The organism is Steroidobacter denitrificans (genome assembly GCF_001579945.1).
GTDB classification, from domain to species: Bacteria; Pseudomonadota; Gammaproteobacteria; order Steroidobacterales; family Steroidobacteraceae; genus Steroidobacter; species Steroidobacter denitrificans.
In genome coordinates, this window is the sequence record NZ_CP011971.1 from 1,212,588 (window position 1) to 1,234,025 (window position 21,438).

At 62.5% G+C, this 21,438-nt stretch carries 15 protein-coding genes; 9 read left to right on the forward strand and 6 right to left on the reverse strand.

What is annotated here, in order from left to right; genetic code table 11:
* Positions 1-141 precede the first annotated feature (141 nt).
* A complete protein-coding gene (locus ACG33_RS05375) occupies positions 142-2,058 on the forward strand; it encodes a L,D-transpeptidase family protein (RefSeq protein WP_066919350.1) in 1,917 nt (638 codons plus the stop codon).
* Between the two features lie 239 nt (positions 2,059-2,297).
* On the opposite strand, the gene ACG33_RS05380 is transcribed toward ACG33_RS05375, so the two are convergent.
* The 4 genes from ACG33_RS05380 to imuA all read right to left on the reverse strand — a co-directional run bounded on the left by ACG33_RS05380 (position 2,298) and on the right by imuA (position 10,520).
* Positions 2,298-4,847 carry a TonB-dependent receptor gene (locus tag ACG33_RS05380; RefSeq protein WP_083536479.1) on the reverse strand — a complete coding sequence of 850 codons (2,550 nt, stop codon included), beginning with the start codon at positions 4,845-4,847 and terminating at the stop codon, positions 2,298-2,300.
* 316 nt (positions 4,848-5,163) lie between these two features.
* The gene (locus ACG33_RS05385) at positions 5,164-8,235 is read right to left on the reverse strand and encodes an error-prone DNA polymerase (RefSeq protein WP_066919352.1); all 3,072 of its coding nucleotides are present in this window, start codon (positions 8,233-8,235) and stop codon (positions 5,164-5,166) included.
* A 60-nt stretch (positions 8,236-8,295) separates the two neighbouring features.
* On the reverse strand, positions 8,296-9,888 hold the full coding sequence (locus tag ACG33_RS05390; RefSeq protein ID WP_066919353.1) for a Y-family DNA polymerase: 1,593 nt from the start codon (positions 9,886-9,888) through the stop codon (positions 8,296-8,298).
* A complete protein-coding gene (gene imuA / locus ACG33_RS05395; RefSeq protein WP_066919355.1) occupies positions 9,885-10,520 on the reverse strand; it encodes a translesion DNA synthesis-associated protein ImuA in 636 nt (211 codons plus the stop codon). Before imuA ends, ACG33_RS05390 begins: the two co-directional genes overlap by 4 nt.
* Positions 10,521-10,801: 281 nt before the next feature.
* Between imuA and mscL the strand changes: the two genes are divergently transcribed.
* On the forward strand, positions 10,802-11,203 hold the full coding sequence (mscL, locus tag ACG33_RS05400; protein ID WP_066919357.1) for a large-conductance mechanosensitive channel protein MscL: 402 nt from the start codon (positions 10,802-10,804) through the stop codon (positions 11,201-11,203).
* Positions 11,204-11,411: 208 nt separating this feature from the next.
* Here mscL and pepQ read toward each other — a convergent pair whose 3' ends face one another.
* On the reverse strand, positions 11,412-12,737 hold the full coding sequence (pepQ, locus tag ACG33_RS05405; RefSeq protein ID WP_066922847.1) for a Xaa-Pro dipeptidase: 1,326 nt from the start codon (positions 12,735-12,737) through the stop codon (positions 11,412-11,414).
* Between the two features lie 289 nt (positions 12,738-13,026).
* Here pepQ and ACG33_RS05410 point away from each other — a divergent pair, with 289 nt between their 5' ends.
* Together ACG33_RS05410 and ACG33_RS05415 are read left to right on the forward strand one after the other, a co-directional pair.
* Positions 13,027-13,299, forward strand: a complete 273-nt coding sequence (locus ACG33_RS05410; protein WP_066919360.1) for a hypothetical protein — start codon at positions 13,027-13,029, stop codon at positions 13,297-13,299.
* A 211-nt stretch (positions 13,300-13,510) separates the two neighbouring features.
* Entirely contained in the window at positions 13,511-14,035 is a 525-nt protein-coding gene (locus ACG33_RS05415; RefSeq protein ID WP_157071678.1) for a GNAT family N-acetyltransferase, read from the forward strand.
* A 20-nt stretch (positions 14,036-14,055) separates the two neighbouring features.
* Here the strand turns inward: ACG33_RS05415 and uvrA are convergent, their stop codons facing one another.
* The gene (uvrA, locus tag ACG33_RS05420; RefSeq protein ID WP_066922848.1) at positions 14,056-16,920 is read right to left on the reverse strand and encodes an excinuclease ABC subunit UvrA; all 2,865 of its coding nucleotides are present in this window, start codon (positions 16,918-16,920) and stop codon (positions 14,056-14,058) included.
* Between the two features lie 226 nt (positions 16,921-17,146).
* Between uvrA and ssb the strand changes: the two genes are divergently transcribed.
* The 5 genes from ssb (at position 17,147) to ACG33_RS05445 (ending at position 21,431) form a co-directional block, all read left to right on the forward strand.
* Positions 17,147-17,602 (forward strand): single-stranded DNA-binding protein, encoded by a 456-nt coding sequence (gene ssb, locus ACG33_RS05425; RefSeq protein ID WP_066919364.1) that lies wholly within the window; start codon positions 17,147-17,149, stop codon positions 17,600-17,602.
* Between the two features lie 119 nt (positions 17,603-17,721).
* A complete protein-coding gene (gene miaB, locus ACG33_RS05430; RefSeq protein WP_083536480.1) occupies positions 17,722-19,095 on the forward strand; it encodes a tRNA (N6-isopentenyl adenosine(37)-C2)-methylthiotransferase MiaB in 1,374 nt (457 codons plus the stop codon).
* The gene (locus tag ACG33_RS05435) at positions 19,092-20,120 is read left to right on the forward strand and encodes a PhoH family protein (RefSeq protein ID WP_066919368.1); all 1,029 of its coding nucleotides are present in this window, start codon (positions 19,092-19,094) and stop codon (positions 20,118-20,120) included. Before miaB ends, ACG33_RS05435 begins: the two co-directional genes overlap by 4 nt.
* Positions 20,117-20,584, forward strand: a complete 468-nt coding sequence (ybeY, locus tag ACG33_RS05440) for an rRNA maturation RNase YbeY (RefSeq protein WP_066919370.1) — start codon at positions 20,117-20,119, stop codon at positions 20,582-20,584. Before ACG33_RS05435 ends, ybeY begins: the two co-directional genes overlap by 4 nt.
* Positions 20,577-21,431 carry an HlyC/CorC family transporter gene (locus tag ACG33_RS05445; protein ID WP_066919372.1) on the forward strand — a complete coding sequence of 285 codons (855 nt, stop codon included), beginning with the start codon at positions 20,577-20,579 and terminating at the stop codon, positions 21,429-21,431. Before ybeY ends, ACG33_RS05445 begins: the two co-directional genes overlap by 8 nt.
* The last annotated feature ends 7 nt before the right edge of the window (positions 21,432-21,438 follow it).

Consider the following 21,438-nt stretch of genomic DNA (forward strand, 5'->3'; position numbering starts at 1 on the left):
CGAAACGAAAGGCGGCGAAGGCTGGCGGTAGATAGGCCGTCATCGTATTCCCGCGCCGATCCTTGTGATCGGACGGGACATGGCAAAGCCACGCTTTCACTCGGGCCGGTACCGCTGTGCCGGCCCGTTGTATTTTCCCTGATGGCGATGCGTGGCGGTATTACCTGGGTCTTGCTCACGCTGCTCTGCGCGGTCTGTATGCCCGATCGAGCGGCTTTCGGACAACCGGTATTGCCGGCCGCGACGGCGCAACTCGCGGCCCCAGGGATCCCGGGCCATGCAGCCTTACCCGGCTCATCCCGACCCGGCAGACAGGAAAGCGGACCGCCGTTTCGAGTCGAGGCGGTAGCGGATGCGCTGCGTCTTATCGTGCGCTCTTTGGCGAACGCCGGTACGCTGGAGTTGAGCGGCCTCGACGAGACCAGGGGCTCTCAGGCACGCATCGCCTGGGCGGCTTGGATCCGCGATTTTTATGCGCAACGCGCCTTCCAGCCCGCCTGGACGAATCCGCATACTTCGTTCGAATTGCTGCGCTCCATCCAGGAAAGCGAATTGGATGGGCTGGACCCCGGCGACTATCATCTGGCGCCGCTCCAGCATCTGCAGGCCGCGCTGAGTTCCTCCGGCGCAGCCGATCCTGCCAGGATCGACCTGTTGCGGGCACAATATGATGTGCTGCAGACGGATGCCCTGCTGCGCCTGGGATACCATTTGTCGTTCGGCAAGGTGGATCCGGAGTCCTTCGATGCCCAATGGAACTATGGGCGCATGCTGCCGAGGCCGGATACCGCGAGGCGGATCGAAGCTGCATTGGCGGCGGACGATATTCATGCCCGCATCGAGGCGTTGAAACCCACCCATCGGTTGTATGCGGCCTTGAAGGCCGAATTGCGTCGGTATCGGCTGCTGGCCGCGGCCGATGTCTCCGGCATGTCGTCCGCGGCGCTGCTGTCCGCGGGCAAGACACTCAGGCCCGGGGATGTCGATCCGCGTGTCTTGCAGCTGCGCGAGCGACTGCGAATCCACGGTGATCTGGATGCTGGTCTGAATGCGGATGCACGCCCGGATGAGACGTTCCGAGCCCGGGAACGGCAGGATGAAACGGCGGATGAAGCCTCGGATGATGCCCTGGCCGGGGCGGCGTACGACGCACGGCTCGAAGCAGCAGTGCGTCGTTTTCAGGCGCGCATGGGGTTGGTCGTCGATGCCGCCGTCGGCACGCGCACCCGCGAGGAACTCAACGTGTCGGTCGCGGAGCGGATCTTGCAGTTACGCATCAACCTGGACCGTGGACGCATCCTGTTGCAGGAGCTTCCGTCGCAGTTCGTCGTTGTCAATATCGCCGGCTACATGATCTACATGGTTCGCGATGATGAAGTCATCTGGCGTTCGCGAGTGCAGGTCGGTCGGACCTACCGTCGTACACCGATCTTTCGCTCCGCCATCAGCTATCTGGTGTGGAATCCATCCTGGACGGTTCCACCGGGAATCATCCGGAGCGACATTCTCCCCGGCGCGCGCCGTGATCCACGCTCGATCACACGACGCGGCTTGACGGTACTGGATCGCGAGGGAAAGGTCATCGATCCTGAAACGATCGACTGGTCGAGCTTTCGCAGCGGACATATTCCGTACACGCTGCGCCAGGAACCCGGGCCCGATAACGCCATGGGCCGCGTGAAATTCATGTTTCCCAATAACTACGACGTCTATTTGCACGATACGCCTTCGAAGTCCTTGTTCGAGGCATCGGATCGAACCTTCAGTTCGGGCTGTGTGCGGGTGGAACGGCCGCTGGAGCTGGCACTGTTGCTGTTGAACGATCCCGAGTGGAATGCTGAGGCGATCGCGCATACGCTTGAATCCAGGCGTCTGCTTAATGTGACGCTGCGGGACAAGATGCCGGTGCTGCTGACGTATTGGACCGCCTGGGCGGGCGCGCAGGGTGAGATCAATTTCCGGCGCGACGTGTACGGCCAGGATGCGCAATGGGCAGCGGGTCTGGATGCTCCATTCAATATTCGGCGCCGCCCGCTGGTCGAGACTTCACGGCCGTAGGGTTCCGCTCGATGTCCTTGCCGGCATGAATCCCGAAGGCATGCCGGCAAGGACATCGAGCGGGACGACGACCCAGCGAACGGGTTTGAACCGGATTCCTGATGTCCGGAATCGATTGAACCGGAGTCGATTGAAACTGTGAGGGTCGAGCGAGGCCGCTCATCCGCGCCGGGCTACGGCCCGTTCCAAGGCATGGTGATCCGCCCCCGCCGCGTGTGATGCAGCGGGGGCGGGAACCGTCAAAACTTGAATCGCATCGTCAAACCGTAGGTTCTCGGCGCGCCCAGGAAGGCGTTGACGGTGCTCGTGGGTATCTGCGCCAGCCCGGCCGGCGGATTCGCCGAGGAGCCCTGCAAAGTACCGTCGAAGGCGACCTGGTAATACTCCTCGTCGGTCAGGTTCTGCGCCCAGGCCTCCACCATCCAGCGCTCGTCCTGTGCGCCAAAGCCGAGGCGGGCATTCACGATGGTCATGGCATCCTGCTTCTTGCGCGGGTCGAGGTTCGAGCCGGTGTTGTACTCCGAGGTGTACTTGCCGCCGAGGTTCGCGCGCCACACCAGGTTCCCGTTGACGGGTTGCTGGAATGTCGCTGACAGGCTGCCCGACCATTTCGGGGCGAATGACAGCCGGTCGTTGGCACGTTCCGGGCGGAATGTGGCGAGCGCACTACCGAAATCCTTGATTTCGGTTTCGGCGTAGGTGATGCCGGCCTGCACCGAGAGTTGCTCCACCGGCGAGCGCCAGATCAAATCCAGATCCACGCCCTGGGAGACCACCTGGGGCAGGGAGGTGACCACGAATTGGATGCCGGTGAAGGTGTTGAGCTGGAAGTCCGTGTAGTCCTGGTAAAACAGGGCACCGTTCAGGAGCACGGCGCCGTTCGCCCATTCGGTTTTCAGGCCTACTTCGTAGGAATCCACCGTTTCCTTTGCGAAGCTGGTATCCAGATCGACAGCGATGCCGTCGGGCTGACCGGGATTCAGGGCAGGATTGCCGGTGCGCTCCCGATCCAGATTGTAGCCGCCGGCCTTGTAGCCACGAGCATAGGACAGATAGCCCATCACCTGGTCGTTGAAGCGATAGGCGAGTTTGGCAGTGCCGCTCCATTCGCCCTCGTCGATCGAGCTCTGCGAGGTCGCCAGGTCGTTGAACAGCGGATCGGCATAGGGCGCGCAGCCGATCCCATAGATGGTTTGCAGCGCCTGTGCCTGCTCGGGGGCTGAAATCGGCAGGCTGCCGATCTGGGCGGTAATGCCGGCCAACTGATCGCGCAGTATCTGGCAGCCAACGCCGCCCAGGGCGCCCAGGCTGTTGGCATAGTGGGAATCCAGATCCTTGGCTTCGTTGGTGTAGCGCAGGCCCAGGGTCAGTTCGAGCGCCTCCGTCAGGCGGATGCTGTTGTTGGTGAACAGGGCCCAGGACTTGGATTCCTGCTCATAGGTGTCGAGTTGTCCGTGGCCCGCCGCCCAGGCGATGCCAGGCAGGCTGTTGATGAGCGCAATCCCTGGGGCACCGAGCAGGCCGCCGAAATAGGCGCGGAAATCATTGCCCATGAGCAACGGGTTGTGTGAGTCCAGGTCCTCGTTCGCGTAGAACGCACCGACCAGCCAGCTGACTCGGTCGGTTTCGCCGGCGAGGCGCAACTCCTGGCTGAGTTGCTTGAATTTGTTGGCGTAGCTGCCGTCGGCATTGCGATACAGGATGTCGACCGTGGTGAAATCGGAATCCTGACCGTTGACGGATTCCCAATCGCGCCATGCGGACACGGAGGTCAGTGTGGCACCGCCCAGTGCATCCAGGTTCCAGTTGAGTTCCAGGGAAACGCCCTTGTCTTCGATCGACTGCTCGCTGCTGCGGTTGGCCTCCACGCGGCGTGCGAAAGGATCGACGCCCAGGAAGGAGCCCGGCCGCAGCGCCTGCAGCACGCCTAGCACGGCGGGGCTGGGGCTCAGCGCCACGTGAGGCGCTGCGCAGCAATTCTCATCGCGCTCGGTATAGTCCACCACCAGGCGGGCATCGAAGGATTCGCCGGGCTGCGCCAGCAGCTGACCGCGCAGAGTGTAGAAATCCCTGTCGGCATCCCTGGTTTCCACTCGTGGCCCGGGACCGCGATCGACATCGTAGAAGCCGTCGCGTTCGCGTGCCGCCGCATACAGGCGGCCGGCCAGGACATTGCCGGCCAATGGCCCGTTGAGCGAGAACGAACCTTCCCTTGCACCGTAGTTGCCCACGGTCAATTCGACATCGGCGCCGAAATCGAAGGTGGGTTTCTTGGAGACCACGTTGATGACGCCCGCAGAAGTGTTCTTTCCGAACAGGGTTCCCTGCGGACCCTTCAGTACTTCGATGCGCTCCAATTCCCCCAGGTCGCCGAAACTGACGCCGTTGCGGGGGCGATAGACGCCGTCGATGACGACACCGACGGAAGATTCCAGCCCGGGGTTGTCTCCGACGGTGCCGATACCACGGATACGCGCGGTCGTGACGGTTTCACTGGTCGTGGAGGTCACGATCAGGCCAGGTGTCAGCAAGGTGAGGTCCTTGATATCCCGCACCCCGGAGTCTTGCAACAACTGCCCGGAGATCGCGGTCACCACGATCGGCACGTCCTGCAGGCTTTGTTCGCGTTTCTGTGCCGTTACGATGATGGTTTCGATCGTGCGTACTTCGTTGTCACCGCCCATGTCCTGGGCGGCGGCGGGCCACACTGACAATGCCAGTGCGCCAAGGACCGCCTGGCGCAGCAGCGAGCTTCGTGCAATATGGTAATCGTTTCCGAGCGTGATCATGAGCACCCCTTGCTTATTCGTTCATTCGATTCGGACCATCCGGTATGGACCATTCCAGCTCCGACTCATGCTAGTCAGTATTGAAAAGTTCCCTCCATACCTTCCCCATACAGGTTCTGTTGTTTCTGGTCCCTTCAACCCGGGTATCCCGGCGAAGCGTACTGAGTTCCGGATCGTGACGGAAGCACAATGGTAAAAAGGCAACAGTGGAGGCCATGCGTACTTATGCGTAGCCGGCGCTTCCTGCCGAGCGCTCAGTACCGGCCCTGTGATGAGCGCTCCAGGTTTGTCCCAAACGACATTACTCTTACCCCATTCAGCGAAAATCCCGCGATTTGATCCGTAGCCGTCCCAGCCAGCGACTGCGGTCATGAAGCGACCCGGCAATCAAGTGCATCACGCCGCCGTCGCGCTGCAGTTCGCCATGGACCTCCAGCAGCTGCGCCGAGAGGAATGCAGTACGATATTTCCGTGCGATGCTCGGCCAAACGATCACATTGACTTCTCCTGTCTCGTCTTCGAGCGTCATGAAGGTCGTGTCGTTGGCCGTTGCGGGGCTTTGTCTGACGGTGACGATACCGGCATGGCGTACGGGATGGCCGCCAGGAGTCGTTGTCAGCTGCTCTGCGGACAGGACGCCTCGCTCCAGCAACCGATCCCGAAGCAGCGCGACGGGATGCCGGCGCAGCGTCAGACCGAGACTGCGATAATCTGCGGCAATGTTCTGACCCTCCGTCGGGATGGGCAGCAGAGGCGTAGCTTCCGGGATCGGCGCGTTCTCGATCAGCGGCAGTCCGACATCCACACCGGCCAGCGCCCACGAGGCATGATGACGCGAGCCTGCAAGTGTCACCAGCGCGTCGGCAGCGGCGAGAGATTCCAGATCGGCCCGATTCAGCTGCGCACGCAGTACCAGATCCTGGAGATCGCGAAAAACCCGTATCTGCCGGGTGCGCACCAGGCGTTCGGCGCCGCGCCGGGAGAGACCTTCCACCAGGCGTAGCCCGAGCCGCAGTTCCGCCGCGTCGGGATCGGAGCCCTCCAGCGTACAATCCCAGTCGCTGAGCATCACGTCCACGGGATGTACGCATACGCCGTGGCTGCGTGCATCGCGTACCAGACGGGCTGGCGAATAGAAGCCCATCGGCTGACTGTTGAGCAGTGCCGCGGTGTATTCCGCCGGCGCATGACGCTTCAGCCAACTGGTTGCATAGGCAATGAGTGCAAAACTGACGGCATGCGATTCCGGGAAGCCGTAGTCGCCGAAACCCTGTATCTGACGATACAATCGCTCGGCGAATTCCCGCGGATAACCGCGTTCGCGCAAACCCTCGAGCAGCTTGCGGCGAAAGCCGCCGAGATCGCCGCTGCGTTTCCAGGCGGCCATTGCCCGGCGCAGCTGGTCGGCCTCGCCGGGAGTGAAGCCGGCGGCGAGCACCGCGAGACGCATGACTTGTTCCTGGAAAATCGGCACGCCCAGTGTGCGTTCGAGCACGCCGCGAATCGTCTCGTTGAGATAGTCGACGGGTTCGAGGCCTGCACGGCGGCGCAGGTATGGATGCACCATGTCACCCTGGATGGGACCGGGGCGTACGATTGCCACTTCGATGACCAGGTCATAAAAGCAGCGGGGTTTCAGACGCGGCAGCATGCTTATTTGGGCGCGCGATTCGATCTGGAAGACGCCGATCGTGTCGGCTTGCCGGATCATTTCGTAGGTCGCCGGATCTTCGGCGGGAATGGCTGAGAAGGTGAGCCGTGTGCCACGCCGCGCGTTGTATGCAGTGAGCGTCTTGCGAATCGCGGTCAGGATTCCCAGGCCCAGCACATCCACCTTCAACAGCCCCAGGGACTCCAGGTCGTCCTTGTCCCATTGGATGACCGTACGGTTCGCCATGCCGGCGTTCTCGATCGGAACCAGCGAATCGAGCCGCTCGGCGGCAATCACGAAGCCGCCGACGTGCTGAGAGAGGTGTCGTGGAAATCCGCACAACTCCTGCGCGAACAGCAGCAACCGCCGCACCAGCGGGCTGTCCGCATCGAAGCCGGCCGCGCGCAGCTGTTGGCGCACGTCTTCCCGGGCGCTGCGGCGCGAGAGCGTCATGATGAGCCGCTCGATCTGTGTTGTGTCGAATCCCAGTGCCTTGCCGACATCGCGCAGCGCCTGGCGTCGTCGATAGGTAACGACCGTGGCGGCGAGGCCCGCTCGATGGCGGCCGTATTTCTCGTACATGTACTGGATGATTTCCTCGCGCCGCTCATGCTCGAAGTCGACATCGATGTCGGGCGGCTCGAGGCGTTCCCTGGAGATGAAACGTTCGAACAGCATCTCCTGGCGCGAGGGATCGACAGCCGTTATTCCGAGACAAAAGCACACCGTGGAGTTGGCGGCTGAACCGCGGCCCTGGCAAAGGATATTGCGTTCGCGAGCCTCACGCACCAGATCGTATACGGTCAGGAAGAACGGCTCATAGCGAAGCCCTGCAATCACCGCCAGTTCATGCTCCACCAGACCGCGGACCTTGCCGGGAACCTGCCTCGGCCAGCGCTCGCGCAGGCCTTGCTCGGTCAGTTCACGCAGCCAGGTGGTGGGAGTATGCCCCTCGGGCACGATCTCGCGCGGGTACTCGTAACGCAGTTCATCCAGGGAGAACGTGCATTCCTCTGCAATGCGTATGCTCTCGGCCAGCAGATCCGGTGGATAGAGCTTCTGCAGTCTCGAGATGGATCTCAGATGTCGCTCGGCGCTGGCTTCCAGTGCATAGCCGCATTCCTGCACCGGCTTGATCAAGCGGATGGCGGTCAGGACATCGTGCAGCGGCTTGCGCTCGGGAACATGCATCAATACGCCGCCGCAGGCGACGCAGGGCATCGCGAATCTTCTCGATAGCTGTCGCAGTGTGTGTCGGCGCACGGTATCGCGGCCGGTGCAGAGCCGCTCGACGCCGATCCATACATGGGTCTCGAAAGTTTGGCGCAGCCAGGCGCCCTGCAGGCGGGCGGCTTCCGGATCCTCGGCAGGCAGCCAGATCAGGCTGCACTCGGGCAGGGCGCCGACGAGCATGGATTCATCGAGCCGGTAGCTGCCTTTGCCGGCTGCGCGCCGCGCGCAGGTGATGAGCCTCGACAATGCGCCGTAGCCGTGCCGGGTGCGCGCCAGGGCAATGAGGGTGAGGCCCGAGACACAGCGCAGCTCGCTGCCGATGATCAAATGCAGCCCCTGCTTCCTGGCCTCGTCATGAGCGCGAACGACGCCGGCGAGCGAGCATTCGTCGGTGAGCGCCATGGCGCGATAACCGAGCGCTGTTGCGCGTGCGACGAGTTCCCGAGGATGCGAGGCGCCGCTCAGGAAGGAGAAATTCGAGCGTGCATGCAGTTCGGCATACATGAAGGAGGCGCCATGAAGAAGACGACTATAGAGAAGACAACTATGAGAAGACGGTCCTGATCAGGCGAACAGGCCCTGTAGAAACCAGCGACCCTGTTGCCGGCGATCACAATAGACCCAGCCCACGGCGCCGGAGGCGGAGTGCAGCACGAAGTAGTCGCGGTCCGTGAATGCCTCATCCCACCAGCCTGTCTGAATCCGCTCGGGATCATCGCCCAATCCCTGTGGACGTGCTCCGGCTACGCGCATCGATCTGGGTTGTGCAAGCAGCCAGAGCGGGCGCGGAGGAAGCGCAGGAATCACTGCGCACGAGGGAGGCGGGTCCGGTTGCGCGGCGGCGTGCTGCTGGGTCCTTGCGGGACGCCGCTCGGCATACACCTCGATCGTCCGGATGCGCTCGGTGCCCAGGCGCGCACGTAATTGTTCGAGCAGGCGGCTGCGGGCGGTATCCGGATCCTGGTCGTGAGACGGCGTCGGCTCGAAACACAAAGCGGCGGTCAACGCGACGGCTCTGGAACATCGCGGCGCATGGATCCGCATTTCACGGATCGGTGCCGGCAGCTGCAGCCTCTTCAAGCGTTCGTGCAGTAATCGAATCAGGTGTGCGGTATCGTCGCAAGGTGCCGCCAGTTTCAGAGGAATGAGGGTTGCCGGCAGATCACGATGCAGCAGCGAGACCGTGAGTTCGTCGATCGCGGCGTCGTGTCGTCTGAGAAAGCGCCGCAGCCGGCCAAGACGGTGCGCCAGGACCGATTCGGCGAGCGTCGTCGTTTCGATGTCGAAATCGAGCAGAATACGATCGCGATACCGAGCGGGCGGCAGATGAGCGGGACGCAGATCGGGCTCGCGTTCCAGCGCCTGATCGAGCTGGCGCAGATAGTCACGGCCGATGCGTCGCGCCAGTCCCTGGCGCGGCAGGCGCATGAGTTCTCCTACGGTACTCACCCCGAAACGCAGCAACCGCTGCTGGATATCCTGCGGCCATTCAAGAACGTGCAGCGGCAGCTCGGCGAGCGCCTCGGCGCGATGATCGAGTGCCACGACACGGCGGATCGAACTGCGCGCAAACCATTGAGCGCTGCGCGGGGTGGTACTGATGGCGAGGTTGGCGGCGATGCCGGCGGCCTCGAGATCCCGGATGAGCGCCTCCATCAAGGTCTCGATACCGCCGAAAAGCTTGAGGCTGCCACGAACCTCCAGCAGCAGCTCGCTCGGCGGCTCGATGACGATCATAGGCGTGAAGCGTCGGCAGAGCAGAGCCAGGGACTCGAGCAATCGTACCTCCGCGGATCGCGAGCGCGCCAGGCAATCGAGTTGTGCATACAACGTAATGGCGGTATTCAGGCGCTGGCCGGGCCGCACGCCGCGAGCATGGGCGAGGTCATTGCAGCACAGCACGCTGCGGTAGCGGTCGTCGTCGAGGATGGCCAGTGGACGCTGCTGCGCAGTCGATGCTTCGGCCGTCATGCAGCGCATGACGGCAGCCAGAGGCAGGTTCGTCATCCGTACGGCGAGCCAGGCTTGCCGGCGGCGCGGGCCGGTACCGGATCGCGAAGGCCCGGCCGTGAGGATGCGGCGCAGCGGTGCGCGGCCTGCCTCGAGCGGCTCGATATGCGGCAGCGGCAGCGTGAGCGATGCCGGTGCCGCTTTCATGGCGTACTCCCCTGTTCGATGCGGCTTCGCAGATCCAGGCGCAGTTTCGCCGGCGCTCGTCCCTGGATCTTGAGAAGGTGTACGGCAAGACAGGGAGGCTGCGCTGTCAGCAGCAACCGCGCCGCGGCGGGCGAGGGTGCGTCGGCTGCGCTGCCTGGACGAAACAGCACCGCAGTGGTACGGCCGGTGCCGGCAGCAAGCTTCAGACGACGCAGGATCGCGATGCCGGGATGCGACAGCCAGCCGATCACGATGCTGCAGGCTCCCGAGCGCAGGCTCGCTTCGAATGTCCAAGCGGCATCATGCTCGTGCAGATCGCTGGCGATCCATTGCCCTGCGGGATCGAGGCCGTGCTGGATGAGCGCCAGGGCATGCAGCTCATAAGGTGGATTGATCCATACGGCCGCCGCCCCTGGTCGGGCGGCGATGAGTGATTTGACGAGCGGCAGTATCAGCGTCAATTCTCCGATGCCGTAATGATCGGTCAGCAGCTCGAGGAGCGCGGGTGATGGCCAGCCGCCGCCCAGAACCGCATCGAGCTGCGCATCACCGGAGGGAATCGACGGCCCGAAAGCATGCGTGAGTGACTCGGCGGGCCATACGCCCGGCAGAGCGTGCAGGTCGATGGCCATGGCGCTACCGGCCGCTACCCGCCACGAACATGCACCTCCTCCGGCAGGGCGTGTGCCTGTCAGGGCGGCGGCGGAAATTACCGGGTGAGTTGTTCATGAGGAATACTGTATATTCATACATGAGCAAATTCCAGCCGGGATGGCCTGCATGGAAGCGGGAATTTTTCTGGCTGTCCGGGTACGCTGGAGATTGCGGTCCCGGGGCATCCTTATGTTATATGGTGAGTTCAGCCGCGAGGCCGTCTTCAATAACTCCAATAGGTCCGAATCGGGAGATCGTCATGAGTATCTTGAAAGAATTCCGGGAATTTGCCGTCAAGGGCAATGTGGTCGACATGGCTGTCGGCATCATCATCGGCGCGGCATTCGGCAAGATCGTCAGTTCTTTGGTGGCCGACGTAGTGACGCCGCCGTTGGGTTATCTCATCGGCGGCGTGGATTTCACCGATCTAGCCGCCACCTTGCCCGCGCTGCACGAAGGCGCCGAAGCCGTCACGATCAACTACGGAACATTTCTTCAGACCGTGTTCGATTTTGTGATCGTTGCTTTCGCGATTTTCCTGTTGATCAAGCTCATCAACAAGGTTCGTCGCGTCGAGGAAGCCAAGCCTGCCGAACCCGCGCCGCCGCCTCGTCAGGAAGTCCTGCTGGAGGAAATCCGCGACCTGCTGAAACAAAAATAGGCCACCGTCGGCGGCCGGCGGAATCAATCCGATCCGGCTGCGAATGCGAGGAATACGACCATCAATGCCGGCTCGTATCGCTGCCTGGTAGCCATCCCGCATGTAAGCATTTCACTGGCGGATGCTTGATCGCTATTTGGCCGATACTCGGCCGGTATTTCACCGGCCGTGATTTCATGGCTCGGCAGGAGCGCGAACAGCCTTGCTCTCAATGAGCGGCCGGCGTGGCCTCGAAGGCCTGTCGCGTCAGATTTTCGGGCTCGCCCGTGGTGCAGGCGATGTTGTCCTCTATTCGGATACCTCCGAAAGACCGGAACTGCTCGACCCGCGGCCAGTTGATATCCCGTCCTCGAGCGCCGGCACGCGCTTCTTTCAGCAGCAGTTCGATGAAATACAGTCCCGGCTCGATCGTGACGACGAAACCGGGTTCCAGGATGCGGGTGAGGCGCAGGTATGGATGAGCGTCGGGCGGCGGTTTCCGCCGGCCCTCGGCGCTGATCTGCAAGCCGGCGACATCATGCACCTGCAGTCCAAGCAGGTGCCCTGCGCCATGCGGTATGAACACCGATGACAGGCCGCTTTCGACCGCCTGGGTCGCAGATACGCTGATCAGATCGGCCTCGCGCAGCAGGCCGGCGATGCGCAGATGCATGTCCAGATGGATATCGGTGTAGTCTGCGCCGGCACGTACCTGGGCACATAGTGCCCGCTGCAGCACATGCATCGAGTCGATCAACTGCGCGAAATCATCCTGCTGCCCGGAATAGGTGCGCGTGACGTCCGCTGCATACCCATGGACTTGTGCGCCCGCATCCAGCAGGAACGAATGCAGGCTCGCGGGCCTCTGCCGCTCCTGATTCTGATAGTGCAGGATCGATGCATTGCCGTTGAGCGCGACGATATTCGGATATGGCAGCTCGGAGTCGGTGTGTGCCGTCGCTTGCAGATAGCTTATATGGATGTCGTACTCGGAGCCGCCCGCGCGAAACCTCGCTTCAGCGGCACGATGTCCGCACGCCGCCCGTAAGGAGGCCCGCCGCAGGCATTCCAGTTCATAGGCGGTCTTGATTGCCCTGGGATAATGCAGACGATCCAGGAGATCATCGGGGTTGACGGCCGTAAACCCCCATGCGGCGAATTCCATGCGCCACTCGCCGATGAAGGCACAGTGCCTGATGCCCGCGAAATGATCCTTCGCCTGCGTGCGCGTACGTATCACCTCGAAGTCGAAGTGCCCGGTCCAGTGTCCCTGCGGCATGGCGGGCGGCTGGTGCCAATAGTCCAGCGGCTGCAGGAAGATCAGGCGCAGAGGCCGTGCCGGCCGATAAATGATCCAGCAGTCCTCGGCATCCGCCAGCGGTGCCCAAAGCTTGAAATGAGGGTTCGGCTGGAACGGGTAGGGTTGATCGTCCAGGAATCTCATGTGGGGGCCGCCCGCGTAGATGGCCAGCGCCTCGAAGCCGCAGGCCGCCAGCGCAGCGTCGGTGCGCCGGCGCTGTATGCGGATATGATCGTCGAAAAGAGAGGAGAGCATATCGGTACCCTCGTATCGGCTCGAATGATAGAATGAAAAAGGCGAGCAGGCGGCGTGCGGATGCTCAATTGTCAATGTTTCGTCAACATGATCGAATGAATGGAAGGCCGGAAAATACAGGGATTCCTGTCCTGTCTTCGAAGAGCGACGCATGCCGGATGCATCAGTGATTTTTGTTTCCATGCTTAAAAAAACACACTAGAATCCTGCGCCGCATATTGAGAGAGACCGTTCTCTTGCGTTGTTGTTCTGATCCACGCGTCAATCCTCATCGAGGTTATACATACCCATGAATATGAAAATGATCCTTGCCGCTCTCGCCCTGTCCCTGACGCTCGCGGCCTGCGCGAAACAGGAAGCGCCGGTCGAAACAGCTCAGGAAGCCGCCGCCGCCGGTATGGACGCTGCCGATGACGCCGCGGCCGCCGCCGCCGATGCCGGTGAGGCTGCCGGCGAAGCCGTCGAAGCTGCCGGCGATGCCGCTGCCGAAGCCGCCGGTGATGCCGCCACCGCCGCCGGTGAAGCTGCCGATGACGTTGCCGAGGCCGTCAATCCTCAGTAATAGACCGGTTATCGACGAGGGTCGAGCCATAAGCGGTTGGACCACCGGTACCGGGCGGCTATGACGCCCGGTACCGGCCGCTCCGGTCCGCGTTCACCGATCCGTTCCCTGATTCACCTTTCCCGTCCTGTGTTGTCGTTCCTGAATCGGACGATCCTGTATCGTCTTGGTTGAACCGGTCCATCCGGAGGCGGCCGCAGCCGAACCTCACGTGTCAGTCAGTATTCGCGACGCTCGTCATTCCGCGCAGGATCGCCGCTGGATACAGTCGCGGTATCCCGAATATCTGGAGGATCTTTCGCGCTCGAGCCTGAATACCGGCATGTTTCCGGCCATCGATGCTCATGGTGAGCGTCAGGACGAATCGATGGCGCGCTGGTTCGCCGACGACAGTTCACATCCCCTGGTCATCCTGAAGGACGGCAGGCGCGTCGGTTTTGCGCTCATCGGCCGGCCGCTGCGTCATCAGCGCGATCAGGTCGATTTTCGTATGGCGGAGTTTTTTGTGGTCTTGGAAGCCCGCCGCCTGGGAATCGGGCGCGAGGCCGCATCGCTCATTTTCAATCGTTTCGCCGGCACCTGGGAGATTGTGGAATTCATATACAACAAGCCGGCGCTCGAGTTCTGGCGCTCGATACTCGATGAATACACCGGCGGGCGTTACCACGAGTCCTCCACGTACAGCGAGGTGCGCCAGCGGTTCGAGTCGGCCGGGCTGCGTGATCCGCGTTCCTGAATTCGTGTTGCGGCAGGCCTTCACCGCTCCAGCAGCGCAAGCAGATAGCGTCCCGTATGTGATTCGGCAACGGCCGCGACATCCTCGGGCGTGCCCGCCGCGATGATCGTGCCGCCGCCATCGCCGCCCTCCGGGCCTAAATCGATGATCCAGTCGGCTGTTTTGATCACGTCAAGATTGTGTTCGATGACGATGACCGTATTGCCTTCGTCACGCAGCCGATGCAGCACGCCGAGCAGCTGCTCGATGTCGAAGAAGTGCAGGCCGGTCGTGGGCTCATCCAGGATGTACAGGGTGCGGCCGGTGGCGCGTTTGGACAGCTCCCTGGCCAACTTGACGCGTTGCGCCTCGCCCCCCGACAGGGTCGTGGCGTTTTGTCCCAGGCGGATGTACGACAGGCCCACATCAGCCAGCGCCTGCAATTTCGAGCCGACGGCAGGCACATGGCGAAAAAAGACCAGCGCATCCTCGACCGTCATTTCCAATACTTCGTGGATATTCCGGCCCTTGTAGCGGATCTCCAGAGTCTCGCGGTTGTAGCGCTGTCCCCTGCACATATCGCAGGGGACATATACATCCGGCAGGAAGTGCATCTCCACCTTGATGACGCCATCCCCCTGGCAGGTCTCGCAGCGGCCGCCCCTGATGTTGAAGCTGAAGCGCCCAGGCTCGTAGCCGCGCATACGCGCTTCGGGAACCGCCGAAAAAATCTCGCGGATCGGCGTGAACAGTCCCGTGTAGGTCGCAGGATTGGAACGTGGCGTGCGGCCGATCGGGCTTTGATCGATATCGATCACCCGGTCGATGTGCTCGAGTCCCTCGATGCCGTCGCTGGGCGCGGGTTCGGTGGCGGCGTCGTTGAGCCGGCGCGCCACGAGACGATAGAGCGTCTCGTTGATCAAGGTCGATTTGCCCGAGCCGGATACGCCAGTGACGCAGGTCATGAGACCCAGCGGGAGATCGACCGTGACGTGGCGCAGATTGTTGCCGCGTGCGTTGCGGATGCGCAGCATGCGTTCATGCTGCCGCGGCGTGCGCAGCGCCGGCACGGCTATCCGGCGCCGGCCCGACAGATACTGGCCGGTGATGGAGTCAGGATGTGCCGCCACTTCCTCCGGTGTGCCCTGGGCGATGATCCTGCCGCCGTGCGTGCCGGCGCCCGGACCCAGGTCGACCACGTGATCGGCATGACGAATCGCCTCCTCGTCGTGTTCCACGACAATGACGGTGTTGCCTAGATCGCGCAGCCGGTCCAGGGTGCGAAGCAGACGATCGTTGTCGCGCTGATGCAGGCCGATCGAGGGTTCGTCGAGGATGTACATGACGCCCACCAATCCCGAGCCGATCTGGCTCGCCAGGCGGATGCGCTGCGCCTCGCCGCCCGACAAGGTGTCGGCGCTGCGATCGAGCGTCAGATAGTCCAGGCCGACATCGCTCAGAAAACGCAGCCGCTCGCCGATTTCCTTGAGGATCTTCGCGGCGATTTCCGCGCGCCACCCCGCCAGGGCAAGTGTTGTGCCGAATGCCAGCGCATCCTTGACCGACAGGCGGGTCAGGTCCGGCAGGGCTCGTCCGCCGATGAAAACATTGCGGGCGGCGCGATTCAGCCGCGTACCGCCGCAGTCCGGACAGGGCTGGTTGCTCAGGTATTTCGCCAGTTCCTCGCGCACCGCGTCTGAGTCGGTTTCGCGATAGCGGCGCTCCAGATTGGGGATCACGCCTTCCCAGCGATGCCTCCGCCGCCTCGTACCGCCCTTCGTGTCGACGTAGAGAAAATCGATCAATTCCTCATCCCCGCCATACAGCACGATATGCCGGATTTTTTCCGGCAGCGCCTGCCAGGGCGTTTCCAAGTCGAATGCATAGTGCCGGGCCAGGGAGCTTATCAGGGAGAAGTAATAGCCGTTGCGCCGGTCCCAGCCGCGTATCGCTCCGTCTCCCAGACTCAGGTGCGCATGATGCACGACGCGCGCGGGATCGAAGAACGGCTGTATGCCCAGGCCGGAGCAGGCGGAACAGGCACCGGCCGGATTGTTGAAGGAGAACAGCCGGGGCTCGAGCTCGGCGAGGCTGTAGCCGCAGGTCGTACAGGCGAACTTGTTCGAGAACACGATTTCCTCGCGTTCCTCGCCTGCGGCCGCGACCCCGTCCGGCCGGACCGCGGGAGTGCTTCCCATGAAGGCGATGCGTGCGACGCCATCGGCCAGCTGCAGTGCGGTCTCGAAGGATTCGGCCAGGCGCTGCGCGATATCGGGCCGCACCTTGAAACGATCCACGACTGCTTCGATCGTATGTTTTTTTCTCGGAGCGAGCGTCGGCGGATCCTCCAAGTCGACGACCGTTCCGTCGATGCGCGCACGCACGAAACCCTGGCCGCGCAATTGCTCCAGCACCTGGATATGCTCGCCTTTACGGGCCTCGACCAACGGCGCCAGCAGCAGCAGGGCGGTGCCTTCCGGCAGACGCAGGACCTGGTCGACCATCTGGCTCACGGTCTGCGCGACCAGATCCTGGCCGTGATCGGGACAGCGCGGGATGCCTACGCGCGCGAACAGCAAGCGCAGGTAGTCGTAAATCTCGGTCACCGTGCCGACCGTCGAGCGAGGATTGTGCGAGGTCGACCTTTGTTCGATGGCGATGGCGGGCGACAGGCCGTCGATGGAGTCCACGTCGGGTTTTTGCATTATCGACAAAAACTGGCGGGCGTAGGCGGACAGCGATTCGACGTAGCGCCGCTGACCTTCCGCATAGATCGTATCGAACGCCAGCGAGGATTTTCCCGAGCCGGACAGGCCGGTGAACACGATCAGCCGCTCGCGCGGCAGCGCCAGGTCGATATTGCGCAGATTGTGCATGCGTGCGCCGCGAATGAGAATGGAGGACATCGATGGAAACAGGGAGCGTGAAATGGAGATGAGGTCCGGGAGCAGCGCCGGCTTTGTCCGCATCGGCCAGATCCGGCCATTCTGGCGCAGCGCCGGCCGCCAAGTCGACCCTATCGGGACATGAGCGGCGAAGGGTCCGGCAAACGGAGCGTATCGCAATCCTGTCCGGCTACCCGTGGCCGGCGGGGCCGACTACAATCGTGCCTTGTCTGGATGAGGATGGAACATGGCACGCGGCATCAATAAGGTCATACTGGTCGGTAATCTGGGTGCAGATCCGGATACTCGTTACATGCCCAGCGGCAAGGCCGTGTGCAATATCCGGATCGCGACCAGCGAAACCTGGAAGGACCGCCAGTCCGGTGACCAGCAGGAACGCACCGAATGGCATAGCGTCGTCATGTACGACAAACTCGGCGAGATTGCCGCGGAATACCTGCGCAAGGGCTCGCAGGTCTACATCGAAGGCAAGCTGCGCACGCGCAAGTGGCAGGACAAGGAAGGCAAGGATCGCTACAGCACCGAGATCATCGCCGACCAGATGCAGATGCTGGGCGGCCGTGGCGGCGGCGGCGGCGGCGAATACCGCCCGCGGCCCGCGGCCGCGGAAGGCCAGTCGTCTCCCGAAAGCCGCCAGGCGCCGCCGGATGATGGCGGTTTCGATGATGATATTCCGTTCTGACGGTCACGCCACCCTGAATATAATCAATATTTTCATTAACTTGATGCTGTAGGAGGCGCCATATCCTGACGCCGTTCCTGATCTCGCGGTATCCTTGGACTTCATTTGCCGAGCCCGCCATGCCTCTCGTATATATCCGCACTTTCGGCTGCCAGATGAACGAATACGATTCCGCCAGGATGGTGGACGTGCTGCGTGAGTCGGCGGGCTATGAATTGACCGACGATCCCGCCCGGGCCGATCTATTGCTGCTCAATACCTGCTCGGTGCGCGAGAAGGCGCAGGAGAAGGTGTTTTCGCAGCTTGGCAGCTGGCGGCAGTTCAAGAAATCCAAGCCGCAACTTCTTATCGGCGTGGGCGGCTGTGTCGCCAGCCAGGAGGGCGAGGGCATTACACGGCGCGCGCCTTATGTGGACCTGGTGTTCGGTCCGCAGACTTTGCATCGATTGCCGGACATGATTCGGGAGATCAAGTCGCAGGGGCGATCGGTCGTCGATATCAGCTTTCCGGAGATCGAGAAATTCGATGCGTTGCCGCCGCCGCGTGCCGAAGGCGCCACGGCATTCGTTTCCATCATGGAGGGCTGCAGCAAGTATTGCAGTTTCTGTGTCGTGCCTTATACGCGCGGCGACGAGGTGAGCCGTCCGTTCGAGCAAGTCATGGAGGAAGTGCGCCAGTTGGCGCAACAGGGCGTGCGCGAAGTCAATCTGCTTGGGCAGAACGTCAATGCGTATCGCGGCGAGATGGAGGATGGTACGTCCTGCGATCTCGGCACCTTGATCTACTGTGTTGCCGAGGTGCCCGGGATCGAACGCATCCGCTTCACGACCTCTCACCCGGTGGAATTCAATGATTCGCTGATCGAGGCGTACCGCGACGTTCCCCAGCTTGCCAATTACCTGCATTTACCGGTGCAGGCCGGCTCGGATCGTATCCTGGCGGCCATGAAGCGAGGCTACACCGCGCTCGAATACAAGCAGAAGATCCGCAAGCTGCGCGCCGTGCGACCCGACATCAGTATTTCCTCTGACTTCATCGTGGGATTTCCGGGAGAGACCGCCCGCGATTTCGAGGCGACCATGAATCTGATCGCCGAAGTGGGATTCGACCAGTCATTCAGCTTCATCTACAGCCGCCGTCCCGGCACGCCTGCCGCTTCCCTGCCGGATGAGATTTCTCATGATGAGAAGCAGCGCCGGCTGGCGATGCTGCAGGCGCGCATCAACCAGCAGGCCATGAGCATCAGCCAGGCCATGGTGGGCACGATACAACGTGTACTGGTGGAACGGCCGTCGAAAAAGGATGCGCGCCAACTCGCCGGCCGCACCGAGAACATGCGCTGGGTGAATTTCGATGGGCCGGCGACGCTCATCGACCGGTTCGTCGATGTATTGATCACGCAAGCCTTGCCGAACTCGCTGCGCGGCCGCTTGGCCGAATCGGCCCGGCCTGAGGCGAGTGAGACGGCACCGGCGAGCCTGTCTGCGGTATGAGCGTTCCCCTTGCCACGCGCGACCTGGCGTTCGAACCGGTCGACAATGCGCGGCTCGCGAACTTCGTCGGTCCGATGGATGAAAATCTACGCCATGTGGAACAGCGCCTCGATGTGCAGATCAGCCGCCGCGGCGGCTGGGTCGAGATTTCCGGTGCGCCGGAAGCGACCGCGGCCGCCGAGCATGTCCTGCGGCATTTGTTCGAACTGTCGGCCACTGAAGCGCTGACGCCCGATCGGGTCCATCTGGCGGTACAGGAGGCCGGCATGGAGCCGGAACCGGATGCCGCGACGCGGGGGAAATCCCGGCCCGCGGATGATGCTTCCATCCATACGCAACGCGGCGGCATTCGCGGGCGCGGCCCGAATCAACGCCAATACCTGCACAATATCCGCAACTGCGATCTGACCTTCGGTATCGGCCCGGCCGGTACCGGCAAGACCTACCTGGCCGTGGCCTGTGCGGTGGAGGCGCTGCAGACCGACCGGGTGCGGCGCATCGTGCTGGTGCGTCCCGCCGTCGAAGCCGGCGAACGTCTCGGATTCCTGCCTGGAGACATCGGCCAGAAGGTCGATCCCTATCTGCGGCCCATGTATGACGCGCTCTACGACATGATGGGTTTCGATCGCGTCGCCCGCGCCATCGAAAGACAGATCATCGAAATTGCGCCGCTGGCGTTCATGCGCGGACGTTCGCTCAACGATGCGTTCATTATCCTGGATGAGGCTCAGAACACCTCGATCGAGCAGATGAAGATGTTCCTGACGCGCATGGGCTTCGGCTCCAAGGCGGTGGTGACCGGCGATATCACGCAGACCGATCTGCCCAGGCAGCAGCTGTCGGGCCTGCGCCATGTGATGAACGTCCTGCCGGGCGTGGAGGGCGTGGCGTTCACTTATTTCAATTCCCGCGATGTGGTGCGTCATCCGCTGGTACAGCGGATCGTCCAGGCCTATGAACGCAAGCAGGCCGATGCACGCCAGATCGAACCTGGAGGCGGTGAGCCTGGAGGCGGTGAGATTTGACGCTGCATGTGACCGTGCAATTGGCGGCTGCTCGTCGCGGCGTGCCGCATGCACGCAGCCTGCGCCGCTGGGCGCAGGCTGCTTTTACCCAATACGCCTCGTCCCGTGCCGGGACCGCCTGCACCCTGACGATACGCGTGGTCGGCTCTGCCGAAAGCCGTCGTCTCAATCGCACCTGGCGCGGCAAGGACCGCGCGACGAACGTGTTGTCGTTTCCCGCCGGATCCGCGCCTGCGCCGCTGCCGCTGCCGGAATTAGGCGACATCGCGATTTGTGCGCCGGTGGTGGCACGCGAGGCACGCCAACAGCGCAAGACACCGCGGGCCCACTGGGCGCACATGGTCGTGCATGGCGTGCTCCATCTGTTGGGCTACGATCATGTGAAGGATCGTGACGCCGCGGCGATGGAAGCGTGCGAAGCAAAGATTCTGAAGCAGTTCGGATACTTGAACCCCTATGCCTGAAGAGCACAGTACGAGCGGAGGCTGGCTGCGGCGGATCACCCATACGTTCAGTGGTGAGCCGCGCGATCTCGAGGAACTGAACGATGTGATCCAACATGCCAGGGATCGCGGCATCATCAACCTGGATGCCTGCCGGATGCTCGAAGGCGTACTGGAGGTGGCGGAGCTGCAGGTGCGCGACATCATGGTGCCGCGCTCGCAGATGATCACCGTCAATCGCGAGGATCCGCCCGCCGACATCCTCCCCGTGGTCACCGATTCCGGACATTCGCGTTTTCCGGTCGTCGGTGAGGATCGCGATCAGATCGTCGGTATCCTGCTGGCGAAGGATCTGCTGCGTTATTTCGCCGAGGGCGGCCGCGAGGATTTCGATATCAAGGAGTGCCTGCGTCCGGCGGTTTTTATTCCGGAGAGCAAGCGTTTGAATGTGCTGCTCAAGGAATTTCGCGACAGCCATCATCATATGGCGATCGTCGTGGACGAGTATGGCGGGGTTTCCGGGCTGGTGACGATCGAGGATGTCCTGGAGCAGATCGTCGGCGATATCGACGACGAGTACGATACCGATGACGACGATCTGGATATTCGCAAGGAAGGCGAGCGGCAGTTTTCGGTCAAGGCGCAGACGCGCATCGACGAGTTCAACGACTATTTCGGCACGAATTTCAGCGACGAGGAATTCGATACCATCGGCGGGGTCGCCATCAGCCATCTGGGACGCTTGCCGCGCCGCGGCGAGTCGTTCGTGCTCGATGGCCTCGAGTTCAAGGTTCTGCGCGCCGACCGGCGTCGCCTGGACACGCTGCGCGTCATCACCGTGCAGGATATCGTGCCCCGGGACGATTGAGCGGATA